Here is a 12,574-nt window from a genome sequence, read left to right on the forward strand (position 1 = left end):
CCCGGTGAAAGCCTCCCTAGTCATCGCTCTTCAACCCTACAACCTGCATCCTTTTGTCGCCAAATAGGCCCGACTCGATTTCATCGCGCGCCATCAGATAGGCAATCGCAGCGTCGAAATCTTTTTTACATAGATCCGACCTACGCATCAGGGCCGACCGGGGCACCCATCCCGCATCACTGGCCGCGATTTCCCCTTTTCGATCTGGCTTCGGTTTGGTCTTCCCATCCAGAAGCATCCCCATCAGCGCGGCGGCATTCTTTTGTTCGTCACCGCTGTGCATGAACTCTTCGACGAAACTCAGCACGGCCGCATTGGAAGCGCGCACGAACTGCGCCGCCCATTCGACATGCCCGAGGCTAATCACCGGCTTGGCCGGGTTGTCCCACACGGCAAGGACACCGGCAATACGTTCTACCTTTTCCAGACTGCGGACGCACAACGCGCTTTCCCAAGGCGAATCGACAGCCCTGCCGCGCCGATCGAATTCCGCAAGCAGCACGTCGAGCATTCCTTCAGCGTCGTCGGAGATGTTGATAACGATCCCACCCATGCTTTGCAGGTAAACCAATCCGTTCTCGACTTGCATTGCGGTTCGCTTGACCGAGACGGGTAACTCTATAGGCTTGCGTACCCGCCGCGCAGGCGGGTTGTTGTTGGTAAATACGAACAAAATCCGCCCAGCCAGTCCATCCGCGAAATCGTCCGGATTAAAGGCGGTCCCCAGCTTCTCCGGTGTGGTGAAGCCGATCAAATTGAACGCCGGGTTCTGGACGATGCGTGCTTCCTTGCCGGCCAAGGCGCGGGTTTCGTATTCGTCGCCGGATGCGCTGAACAGTTCCAGCAGTTTGCGGCCGTTGGCCCGTTCGTAATTAGAAGCTTTGGCATCGTTCATCGCGGAAAAGAAGTGCGCAATTTCATCTACTGCGCAGTAGGTCGCGATATTGCTGACCAGCGCATCTTCCAATCCCTGACCGGAACCCGGCGCGCCGATCAGCTTTGCATTACCGAGGCGGCCGATCTGTTTGGCGAGTCTCAGTGGCACATCTTTACCAGTGCCGGTCTTCGCGATTCCCAGGAAATATAGGTTCAACCGACTACCGTTCTGTTGCCTGTAAAAACTGCCGCATGAGGCCGCCATGGACGACAGCACCCCCATGGTGGTTAGCTCCGGCTGGCGCTTGTGCGCCGCTTCCAGGCCAGCAGCAACCGCGTCCGCCATCGGGCCAGGGTAGGGAGCTGGAAAGGTAATGATTTCTTTCGGTTCGGCCGGCTTCCAGGTAGGGTTGAATCCCACCAGCTTGGCCCTCATGCCGGACTGGCTTATGCCGTAGGCGCGGTTGATTTCTTCCTTGGCAAACTCCAGGGCTTTACCAGGATCATCATTCCTATGATCTAAACAGTACTGCCAAAGCGCGGGCGCCTTGATAGTGGTGTAAAGAATGTCTTCCCGCTTGCAGCCTTCATCGAAGAGCTTGATCCATAGACCATGGGAAACCGTACTGCGATCTATTTCTGGCCGTTTGGCGCCGCCCAGCAGTTGTTTTTGAGTCGGAGATAGGGCGAAGCGCGTCAAGTCGATAAGTGAGCCACCGTCAGGAATCTCCGGGGCGGCAGCAAACGCTGGTGCTTTTTCAAAGGGGTTGAGCTTCCATGACTCCAAAATCAGCAGTTCATCAGAGGTCAGCCGTTTGATGGGCAAATCGTTGATCCGGTCGCCGCTCGTGGTCAGGAAGCGTGACGCTAGATAGACCTCCGCATGGTGGCAGTCGGCGATCTGGATATTCCCCGTGTAGCGGTACTGCGCGGCCCAAGCTGTCGGCACCCAGGCCAGCTGATGGATACCCTTGAGCGACGGCGAACGCTCCGCATACGACGCCACAGGTAGATGAAAGTGGTCGAAGTCAACATCGTCGTAATCCAGACCGACTAGCTGAAAGCCGTCGCGGATAATGCCGCCCTCGAACACCAGTCCGATACCGTGAAGGCCGCGCCACTCATTGACGCGCTTCAAGGCGTCAACCAGGGGCATCCGATGGCTGGGCTCGGTATAGCGCAGGTTGTGCTGGCCGTTGTTCGGCACCTTGTCCGTCTTACCGTTTTTCTTGGGCACTAACTTGTATGGCACGAAGATCGGTTGTTCGGCCACTTCATACAGATCGGCCAGACTTTGCGGGCTGTCGGTTTCGGCGCTATCGTGACCTTGCATGGATGTTGCTTCATAACCATCGCCAGAATCACTCCCTGTTGGGGGTTTTTCTTCGATATCCATGATATCGCCCCCTTATCTAGACCAGTTCGGACTTGCTGGCCGGCACGCCTTCGGCGGCAATACGCGCGATCTCGTCAGCCGGGATACGGCGGTCGGCACCGATCATCACGAAACGCAATTGTCCGTGCTTCATGAGCTCGTAAAGCTTTGAGCGAGAAAGGTCCAGGGTCTCGGCGGCACGATTTACGCTAAAGAGTTGGCGAAGCTGTTCCATATTTGTCTCCCAATGTTTTTGAGAACCATGTGGAGACAACCATGCACCTACGACTCGGTGCATACACGACAGAAAGCTCTATTTGTGTCGCTACGGCTTCTTCGCAGTCAGCGATTTGAGGTCACGTTCGACTTGCCGCTCGCACACGTCATACAAGCGCTCGACGATTTTGACGATTTCCTTTTTGCTGAAACCAGCCTCATGATGCGCTCTGACAAAGGCGAGCCGGTCCGCCGATTGCAGCCGACCGCGCTTGCCTTTCCCTAGTGCCTCAAGCTTGGAGAGCAGGTCCCGACGCAAGGCTTCGTCCGCTATCGCCGCATCGACAACATCCGCGTACAGCTGCCGCCGCTTTGCCTCCAACTGCGCTAAGGGGTCCACCGGGGCGGGTTGTACGGTATCAAGCAAGGTGCGCATGGTTAAGCCCTCGCATACAGCTGGATGACTTCCGCCAATGGTTCCGCTTCTTCGTTTAGCAAGCGCCACAGTTTTTCCAGCGCCTCCAACATTTCCTCATGCATCGGGTCGTGGGCATAAGATTTCGCCTGTACACCACCCAGACCGTGGGAAAGCAGGCGGGCGAGAACATCACTGGACACCCGGTAAGGCTTTTTCATCAGGCGCGTTTCGATGGTGGCGCGGACCACCTTGCCGGTGAACGGTTCGCCTTGTAGTTCCTTGGCCTCAGTCATGGCGGAACACACATCCTTGGCGATGGCGCTGAGGAAGTTTTCACCCATGGGACTGACGCCACCATTGCTGGAGAAAACGTACTGCCCGGTAAGCGTCAGACGATCAATGCACGGCAAAGCCTCGGGCAGTAGGGGGACCCAGTACACCCTCGGTCTCTCCCGCTTGCCCTTGCCGTCCACCATGCGCATGAGCATGGAGTCGCGATCGATGTCGGCCAGGGTCACGCGGGCGAGCTGCTGCATGCGCTGGCCGCCCGTCAAAACATGCAGCATAGCCACGCTGCGGTGCGGCTCTTCAAGTGCCTGAATTCGCTTCCAGTAGGCACGAAACTCGGCCAGGGAGAGGGCGCGTTCGCTGGCTTCCGAGCTGCCTTTGACCTTGTCGATGTCACGCGCCGGATTGCTGGTGATGCCCAGCTCGCGCATGACCTTGGGAGCCTTGACGTTGCCGCGTGCGTTGATCGCGGCGCGGTAGGCCGACTTTATATAGCTGCGGATCTTGTCGGCCTGACGTGGTTTACCTTCGTCATTCAGTTTGCCGACTACTTCCACACAATCGTCGATGGTGATTTGTTTCGCCGGCTTTTTCCAAAGGTGCGGAAAGGCCACCTCGACATCCTTTTTCAGTTGGCTACGGACGGCGCGTTCGCTGGCCTTGTCAGCAGCTTTCAGCATGTCGGCGTAGGCCAGCAAGAGGTCGCCAAAGGTGGCCTGCCGTTCGGCCTCTTCCTGCGCGCGTACCTTGGCTGCGATGCTCTCGTCTTCGTTGGCTTTTTGCTGCGCCAGATACGTATGCAGGTCGCGGTGGCCATCCTGATATAGCCGCGACAACAGAGCTGCCTTGGCGGTGGCATCCTTGAGCGCAAGCCCGGCCTTGCCGTCGCTGTCGTAGATCCCAAGCGAAATTTGAGCCTGCACACCCTTGGGGGTTGTGTAGCGGAAATAGAAGGTGGCTCGGTTCTTTGCACTCGCACGTAAGCGCAGCCGACCCACACCGCGCGCCTTGTCGGCGTCGGTCAACCAGATGTCAGCGCCCTCTGCTTTGGCATCGCGGATCGCTTTTTGGATTGTCTTGTCGGTCCAGCTGCTCATGGCCTTACCTCCCGTGTCTATTGCGTATCTGTTAGTCGCTGGTCACTGATACACATTAGCGAACAGACACACATAGAGAATAAGCCGGTAGGCTTGATTTACAAAGGTATTGGATAGACCTTTAAACTCTAGCGGACATAACTGGACGGTGTTAATAGGGACTTAAAATCCCCCGCTCGTAAGGGCGTGCCGGTTCGATTCCGGCTTCGGGCACCATCTTAAATCAAGGGTTTGCGGGCGAAAGCTGATGCAAGCCCTTGTTTGTTTCTGGTCGGCAATTCATACCTATAGGCCATAAAAGAGCCCGGCATGTGGCCGGGCTCAGGAATGCTGCGGTCTGGTGCGCATTCAACGCTAGGTGAAATACTTCGGTATCGCCTGCTTGCCTATGGCCGCCTCGATGTCCCGGTAGGTGCGCTTCTCGGTCGCGCACAGCAGCGACCGTCCATCCCTGAGCTGCATCGAAAAGGTCAGTTCGACCTCATCATCTGCCAGTATCACTCCGGCGACAGCGCCGATCGGGCCGAGCGCCAATGCGCCAGCCAACCCCAGGCCGACAGTGCTCGATACGTCCCGATAGGACGTTTCACTGACGACCGTGGCGTCGAGTATTTCGGATGTCGCAATCTTGAGGCCAGGCCATGGGTAGACCGCCGTTTCTATCGTGATAAAGCCAGGTTCCAGCACTGCACTCCCCTCAAGGAAATCCCCGGCGAGGATTTTTATTCTTGCCATGTGGTGTCCTCCCTGTATGAGCTACAGGGAAATTCAACGCTTGCGGGGTGGGTGCGTCAACGCTCTCTGGACGAGGGTACCTTTTGGCCGACTAGTGGATCAGAGGGCCATGGATCATCCAGTACTCCACACATGCACCTGGGCGTAAACTGAATAGGGTGCAGCATGCATCGAACAGCGCTGCGCCTGGAGGTGAAGCCATGCGCTTGATAACCGCTTGCATCTCGATCGCACTGTTGGCGGTGCCACTCGCCAACGCAGCGTCTTCGGTCGAAGTCGTGTTCAAGAACCCCGAGAGTTTCAACGATGCCAGCCTCGATAGCCCGGGCTATGAACGGGGTGCCGATCCTTACGTCATGAACCAACTGCGCAGCCATATCCAGAAGCTGGGTGAGCGGTACCTGCCGCCCGACCAGGCGCTGCAAATCGAAATACGCAACATCGACCTGGCCGGCCGCTACGAACCTTGGCGGCCCAATGCCTACGACGTGCGCTTCATGCGCGATATCACCTGGCCGAGCATCGATTTGCATTACGTGCTCAAGCAAAACGGTGAGGTCGTCAGTCAGGCCGACGCCAGGGTCATGGACCAGATGTACCTCCAGCGCCCGGGGCGCCTCAACAGAAGTGACAGGCTTTACTCCGAGAAGGCCATGCTCTCGGACTGGTTCCGCAGGCAATTCGCGGGGAAACATCAGTTAGGGGCGAATTGAGCGGAATGCAGCTGTTCAGTACGGCCGCGTGCTGCAAGCCTCGTCAATGAGGTCGATGAAGTCGTCATGGGAAACCGGTTTTCCCACATGATAATCAAACCCTGATTGCCGGGTTTTTTTCTGGTCATCGCTGCTGGTGTAACCTGAGAGGGCAATGGCGGGCGTGTGTTTGAGTTGGGAAATCTGGCGGATAGCCCGGATGAACTGGTGGCCATCCATGACCGGCATTCCGATGTCCGAAATGATCACATCGTAATTGCTGTCCTTGGCCGCCTTCAGGGCTTGCAGTGGGTCGCTGAAGGCTTCGACATGGGCGTCTTCCATTTCCAGCAGCATCTGCAGCACTTCCATGACGTCCCTGGAGTCATCCACCAGCAGCACTTTCTGCCCGACTAAACGCCCCTGTTCGGCGACGGCCGGTTGCTCGCTCGGTTGCTGCGAGGGCCGGGAGAGCGGCAAGCGGATGGTGAATGTACAACCACGACCAATGCCTTCGGACTGCACGTCCACCGAACCGCCGTGGGCTTCCACCAGTTGCCGCACCAACGACAGGCCGATGCCCAGGCCTTCACGCTGATGGCTGGCATGCTGGTTGTCCGCCTGGCTGAAGAGGTCAAATACCTTGTGCAGATTGTCCTGCTCGAGCCCCACGCCGCTGTCGATGACGTCCAGCTGGGCCATGTTCTCGGCGCGATGGGCGATCAGTTCGATGCGGCCATCCCTGGGCGTGAACTTCAGGGCGTTATTGAGCAGGTTCCAGATGATCTGTTCCAGTCGCGTGCTGTCGGCATCCACCACCAGAGGTGGCTCGGGGGGCTGTGGCACCTGCAGCACGACTTCGCACGGATGCTGGTCATTGATCACCACGGTGTAGATATCCTGGAGAATCCGTCCCAGGTCCACCGCCTGTTTTTTCAGCTTGAGCTTGCCGGTGCGCACCCGGGCGACGTCCAGCAGGTCGTCGATGATCCGCGCCTGGCTGGCGACGGCATCGCAGATAGTGTTCACGGCCTTCATGGCTGCCCCGGCGCTTTTCGTCATCGGCAGGCGCCGCAGCAGTTCGGCGTTGAGTTGGATGAGATTCAGCGGGTGCTTGAGCTCGTGGGACATCACCGCAAAGAACTCGTCCTTGAGGTGGCTGCTGGTCCGCGTTTCGGCCAGTTGCTGGCTTTGTTCGTCATGCAGGCGCTTGTGACCGGTCAGGTCGCGGGCGATCTTCACATAGCCTTGCAGGTTCTCGCCCTTGAGCAGCGTGACTTCACCGCTGCAATAAAAACGGCTGCCGTCCTTGCGCAGGTGCCAGCGCTCGTCTTCGCCGCGGCCTTGCTCGCGGGTCTGGCGCAGCTCGGTCTCCGGCACGCCCGTCGCGCGGTCTTCGGGTACGAAAATCAGGTCGTAATAGGCGCCGAGCACTTGCGCTTTGCTGTAGCCGAAAATCAGCTCGGCGCCGGTGTTCCAGTCGGCAATCACGCCATGCTCGTCCAGGATGATGATGGCGAAGTCGTGGGTGCTTTCGGCAACCAGGCGCATGCGTTCCTCACCCAGGCGCAGCTCGTCTTCGGCAGCGCGACGCTTGGTGATGTCGATAAAGGTCAGCACCGTGCCGTCGATGTGGTCCTCACTGGAACGGTAGGGCAATAATCGGGCGATGTACCAGCGCTGGTCAATGCTGCTGACCTCACGCTCGATCATGTTTAGCGAGCCAAAAACCGTCTGCGCATCCTCGACCATTTCCGGATAATCGAGCCGGTGGGTGATGTCCAGCAATGAGCGCCCGGTATCCACCGGCAGCATGCTGAAAATGTCCGTGGCCCGGGGGGTGAACCAACGGATGCGCATATTGCGATCGACGAACACCGTGGCGATGTCGGTGGAGGTAATCAGGTTGGACAGGTAGTCGTTGATCTTGTCGGTTTCTTCAACCTTGGTCTTGAGCTCGTAGTTGACCGTCAGCAGTTCTTCGTTGATCGACTGCAGTTCTTCCTTGCTGGTTTCCAGCTCTTCGGTGGCTGAACGCAGTTCTTCGTTGATGGCCTGCATTTCTTCGTTCGACGCCTTGAGTTCCTCACTGGAGACTTCGGAGTCTTCGATCGTCTCCTGCAAGTGCGTCTTGGTGCGCTGCAGTTCATGCTCGAGACTGGCCAGCAGCTGGTTGTCGCTCTCGTTCGAAGCGACATCCAACTGTAGATCCGCAATGATTTCCTGCTCCTCGAAGATCACCAGTACGTACTCGCTGTCGGTCTCTTCATCCTTGTACGGGTGCGCGGTCAGGTCCACCTGGTAATACTGCTGTTCGCGTTCGATCCGTACCTTGTTCGAGCTGACTGCCGCGCCTGTTTGATGAACCTGGTACAGCATCGTGCGCAGCTCCAGTCGCAATTCTGGAAGCGTGAGTGCCAGCAAGCTGCGGGTCAGTTCTCCCGCCACGTACCGCAGGAAGCGCCCGGCGCCTTCACTCAAGTGCAGGATGTTGCCGTTGGCGTCGACAATGATGCTCGGTGGCGCGGTCTTTTCCAGGGCGCGCAGATGGATCTCGGCGAAGGAAATCTTGCGTGCCGCCTTGGTTTCGATGGGGCTGGCGGTGGTTGGGGTTCGCGCATGGCTATCGCGAAACAGGGCCGGAGCGCGCCGGGCGGTGGCCGAAGCGCTCTTGGCGCGGAAGATGCGATTGCGTTTGTCCACCGGAGTAAACAGGTCGGGACAGCCGTCGGCGAATTCGGACGACCCCAAGAACAGGTATCCGCCCGGGCGCAAGGCAAAATGAAACATCTCGAAGAGGGTGCGTTGTACGTCGCGGTCCAGGTAAATCAGGAGGTTCCGGCAGACGATCAGGTCGATCTGCGAGAAGGGTGGGTCCAGCAACAAGCTGTGCCTGGCGAACAGCACCTTGTCACGGATGTCCTTGTGCACCCTGAAATTGTGGCCCTCCTTGACGAAATGCTGACGCAGGCGCTGTGGCGGGACATCGGTGACGATCGCCCCGGGATAGACACCTTTGCGCCCAAAGGCAATGGCGCGCTCATCGATGTCAGTGGCAAACACTTGCACTTTGGCCGTAGCCGCGTCGAGTGCCAACTGGTCACTCACCAGAATGGCCACGCTGTAGGCTTCCTCGCCGCTCGAACAGCCGGCTGACCAGACGCGGATTTCCTCACGGTGCGGATGGCTGTTGCGTAAGGACCTCACCAGGTTTGGCACCACTTCACGTTCCAGCGCTTCGAAGGCTTCGCGGTCGCGGAAAAAGTTGGTTACGCCGATCAGCATGTCGCCCAGCAGGGCGTTGTTTTCTTCCGGGTGCGCTTGCAGGTAGTCGTAATAGGTGGCCAGGTCTGGCTGGGCAGTCACTTGCAAGCGCCGCTCTATCCGACGCAGCACCGTGGCGCGCTTGTAGTGCTTGAAATCGTGGCCGGTATTCGTGCGCAGATGCAGCAGAATGTCCTGCAGCAATCGCTCGGTCTTCGCTGCATCCCGTTCGGCGGGAAGGGGCGTCTTCAGGCCAGGATCATTGGCACCCGGCAACGTGATGGTCTGTGCGTTGTGCCAGAGTTCCAGCAGTTTTTGCGGCATTTCCGCCACCGGCATTACCAGGTCGACCATCTGCGTGTCGATGGCTGCGCGGGGCATGCTGTCGAACTCGGCTTCTTCGGGCGTCTGGACCAGGGTTACCCCCCCTTGTTCCTTGATGCGCGACAGGCCGACCGCGCCATCGGAGCCGGCGCCGGAAAGCACCACGCAAAAAGCCCGCTCCTTGTGCACATCCGCCAGGTCCCTGAAGAACAGATCGATCGCGATGTGGCTGCCCGCCGACCGCTGCGCAGGGGCGACGGACAGATAGCCGTCATTCATGATCAGGTCATGGGCCGGCGAGATGACGTACACGGAGTTTTTCTCGATCGAGATCGTCTCGGTCACCTGCCGCACCGGCATTTGCGTGACGTCCTGGATGATCCGGTCGGCAATGCTTTCATGGTCTGGCGCCAGATGGAGAATCACCACGAAGGCCATGCCATTGTCATTGGGCATGTGCTCGAAGAACGATTTCACCGCGTTGAGGCCGCCGGCAGAAGCGCCAATCCCGACCACCGGGAATGCGAGGTCGCTGGGGATCAGTTCCTTTCGTTGTGGAACATTGGGTGAGCGCTTCGCAATGGTTTTCATAGGGTTCACCTTCATCGCCGGGGCAATATCTGCCTCCAGCTGCCCAACGTAAACCGCGATTCCGGTAACGGCTCCCCCTGCCGGAGGAGTACAGGACCAGGTAGTGCTGAACGGTAACCTGGCGTCGGTTTGCACCTAAGTTATGACCGCGCCCTATCCATGGAGTATCAACCTTTTCACAGTGAAAATCAGAATGTTCCAAAGTGCCATGCAATCACACTTTTCGAGCTGTCAGTAACGATGCTGCAATAAGCGATTTTATCTATAGAGGAAAATTAAATTGGCAGCGACGCTGATATGGAAGTTGTATTTAAGGGGTGAATTTTCCAAAAAAAATCGTCCGACAAATGGCAGCTTTCAGGAAGTTGACGCTGTAAATTTGTCGTACTACATATTTCGTACTGCGTTGGTTTTCATTGAGATTCAAACAAGAAGGAGGCCGCGAAGATGATGCGCAGAGGTTCCACGTATTGGCTCTGGGCGGATTGCGAGTTGCACTGTCGGTCGCACGATGAATTGCAAGAGGATGGCACTCTGATTGATGTTCAAACCAGAGTTTCGAGAAAGGGCAGAACGCAGTTGTTCATCGGTGTCTACGACAAAAACGGATCGCCCCTGTTTGAAGAGGCCCACGACTACTTGCCCCACGATACGATGACGACAGCGTTGGCGTGGGGTGTATGTCGTGCGCGGGACGTTGCCGCGGGTAACCTGGTCATGAATGCCCAGACTGGCAGGAGCCACAGCGCGGCCAGCGATTCCCGGCGATCCGCCGGTTGAAATCCGCAGTCGAAAGCCAGCGCCGCGCCGATCAGGCGCAGGCGCTGGCTTGCCGCCGCTAGTTGGGTATTGGCAGGGTGATGCCTTCTTTTTCCAGATCTTCGCGTACCGACTGGAATTTCTGGTATTTGGAAATTTCGATCGGGCCGTCGTAGGTCATGCTTTGCATCTTGCGAGGAGGGTATTTGATGTAGGTCTTCATGAGTTTCTCAATGGACTGGCTGATCGGCACCATGGTCCAGGTGCGCTCGGTAACGTTGCTCATGAAAATGTCATAACGCTCCTGCGGGTCCTGATACAGGTCGAACACCTGTGGTACCGTCGCCACGTATTTGGCGGCACCTTTCCAGCCCAGGTTGGTGTCCACGGCCAGTCCGCCGGTCGGTACGCCATCGTCGCCACGCAGGTTGAATACGGCTTTGTAGTTGCCCACTCGGGCAGCCCCCGGGGACAGCTCGTTTTCGGTGAAGTAGAACCACTCTTTGCGTGGATCGGGACCGGTGCCCTTCAACACCGGGGTCATGTCAAAGCTGTCGAAGATGATCGGCTGGCCTTCGCGATCTTTCTCCGGCAGTTTGATCCCGGCCACCGAGGCGAACGTCGCCATCAGGTCCAGGCCACCGATGATGTCGTGGTTTTTGGCATTCGCCTTGATTTGGCCGGGCCAGACCATGATCGCCGGCACCCGGTTGCCCCCTTCGCGCACCGTGCCCTTGGTGCCCCGGAATGGCGTGTAGCCGGCATCCGGGTAAACGTCCTGCCAGGCGCCGTTATCGGTGGTGTAGACCACCAGGGTGTTCTTATCCAGCCCCAGCGCTTTCAACTTGTCCATGATGTGCCCGATACGGGTGTCGAGCTCGACGATCGAGTCGGCGTATTTGCTCTTGGAGATCGACTTGTGGACGAACTCCGGAGCGGGCAGGTTGGGTTGATGCACTTTCATGAAATTGACGTTGATAAAGAAGGGCTTGTCGGATTTGGCCGCCGTGTCGAGGAACTCCAGTGCCGCTTTCTCGACGTAGCTGTCGAAGAACGGAATCCCGACCACACCGGGCTTGCCATCCACCACCGGCGTATCCACGTATTGCCCATTGATCTTGAATTCCTCGACCGCTTTTTCCCCCGCCTTGCCGGACAATGCACCTTTGGTGACTTGGGTGAACATGGCACGGGTTTCCGGATCCATGTCCGGGAACCAGGTGGGGTCGGCGTAGGTGTAGGCATTGAGGTGATACAGGCCGGCGTATTTCATGACGTCGTAGCCTTGGGCATTGGGCAGTGCGTAGTCCGCCTCGCCCAGGTGCCATTTGCCGGTGAAATAGGTTTCGTAACCACCGGTCTTGAGCACGGAGGCCAGTGTCCATTCAGCCGCCGGCAAGCCGCCACCCTGGCCCTGGAACGCCACCGTGGTCATGCCGCTGCGGTTGGGGATGCGCCCGGTCTGCATCGCAGCCCGGCCCGGGGTGCAACTGGGTTGGGCGTAGAAGGAGTAGAAGGTGGTGCCTTCGGCCGCCAGCTGGTCGATGCTGGGGGTCGGCATGCCGCGGCCGACACCGCCGCCATAAGGCCCCAGGTCACCGTAGCCGGTGTCGTCGGAGACGATGAACAGGATGTTGGTTTTTTCGGTCTGTGCGGCGTGGGCAACGTTGATTGCCATCAACAATGAACAGGCAAGGTAAAGCCTGGGGTGATGCGCGAACTTGTTCATAAGGGTTTCCTTTCTCAAGTTCAGATCCTTGTTGTGGGCCGCTCATGTATCGAGGGCAAAACAACAAGCATCTTTGTGAGTACCCCCCCCAACGTTCAGCCAGGACAGTTCAAGGAAACTTTCCAACGACACAATGGCATTCCTTTCACAACTCAAGGCAGCCGTGAAAGGTTAGTTCCATAACGCTCGCTCCGTGTGGTCGCAGATCCC

9 protein-coding genes are annotated in these 12,574 nt (G+C 58.0%); 2 read left to right on the forward strand and 7 right to left on the reverse strand.

Annotated features, from left to right (window positions below; genetic code table 11):
* Positions 1-16: 16 nt before the first annotated feature.
* The 5 genes from HFK74_RS23865 to HFK74_RS23885 all read right to left on the reverse strand — a co-directional run bounded on the left by HFK74_RS23865 (position 17) and on the right by HFK74_RS23885 (position 5,005).
* Complete coding sequence (locus HFK74_RS23865) at positions 17-2,272, reverse strand: DUF3987 domain-containing protein (RefSeq protein ID WP_180205616.1); 2,256 nt, start codon at positions 2,270-2,272, stop codon at positions 17-19.
* A 16-nt stretch (positions 2,273-2,288) separates the two neighbouring features.
* Positions 2,289-2,486 carry a helix-turn-helix domain-containing protein gene (locus HFK74_RS23870; RefSeq protein WP_180205617.1) on the reverse strand — a complete coding sequence of 66 codons (198 nt, stop codon included), beginning with the start codon at positions 2,484-2,486 and terminating at the stop codon, positions 2,289-2,291.
* Positions 2,487-2,576: 90 nt separating this feature from the next.
* On the reverse strand, positions 2,577-2,903 hold the full coding sequence (locus HFK74_RS23875) for a hypothetical protein (protein WP_180205618.1): 327 nt from the start codon (positions 2,901-2,903) through the stop codon (positions 2,577-2,579).
* 2 nt (positions 2,904-2,905) lie between these two features.
* Positions 2,906-4,270 carry an integrase family protein gene (locus HFK74_RS23880; protein ID WP_180205619.1) on the reverse strand — a complete coding sequence of 455 codons (1,365 nt, stop codon included), beginning with the start codon at positions 4,268-4,270 and terminating at the stop codon, positions 2,906-2,908.
* Positions 4,271-4,624: 354 nt separating this feature from the next.
* On the reverse strand, positions 4,625-5,005 hold the full coding sequence (locus tag HFK74_RS23885; RefSeq protein WP_180205620.1) for a hypothetical protein: 381 nt from the start codon (positions 5,003-5,005) through the stop codon (positions 4,625-4,627).
* A gap of 200 nt (positions 5,006-5,205) precedes the next feature.
* Between HFK74_RS23885 and HFK74_RS23890 the strand changes: the two genes are divergently transcribed.
* Complete coding sequence (locus tag HFK74_RS23890) at positions 5,206-5,718, forward strand: DUF3016 domain-containing protein (RefSeq protein WP_180205621.1); 513 nt, start codon at positions 5,206-5,208, stop codon at positions 5,716-5,718.
* A gap of 15 nt (positions 5,719-5,733) precedes the next feature.
* Here the strand turns inward: HFK74_RS23890 and HFK74_RS23895 are convergent, their stop codons facing one another.
* Positions 5,734-9,876 carry a CheR family methyltransferase gene (locus HFK74_RS23895; protein ID WP_180205622.1) on the reverse strand — a complete coding sequence of 1,381 codons (4,143 nt, stop codon included), beginning with the start codon at positions 9,874-9,876 and terminating at the stop codon, positions 5,734-5,736.
* A 447-nt stretch (positions 9,877-10,323) separates the two neighbouring features.
* Between HFK74_RS23895 and HFK74_RS33290 the strand changes: the two genes are divergently transcribed.
* A complete protein-coding gene (locus HFK74_RS33290) occupies positions 10,324-10,656 on the forward strand; it encodes a hypothetical protein (RefSeq protein WP_257230408.1) in 333 nt (110 codons plus the stop codon).
* Positions 10,657-10,714: 58 nt separating this feature from the next.
* Here HFK74_RS33290 and HFK74_RS23900 read toward each other — a convergent pair whose 3' ends face one another.
* Positions 10,715-12,364, reverse strand: a complete 1,650-nt coding sequence (locus tag HFK74_RS23900; RefSeq protein WP_180205623.1) for an arylsulfatase — start codon at positions 12,362-12,364, stop codon at positions 10,715-10,717.
* Positions 12,365-12,574: the final 210 nt, after the last annotated feature.

This window comes from Pseudomonas sp. SbOxS1 (assembly GCF_013416725.1).
Lineage (GTDB): Bacteria > Pseudomonadota > Gammaproteobacteria > Pseudomonadales > Pseudomonadaceae > Aquipseudomonas.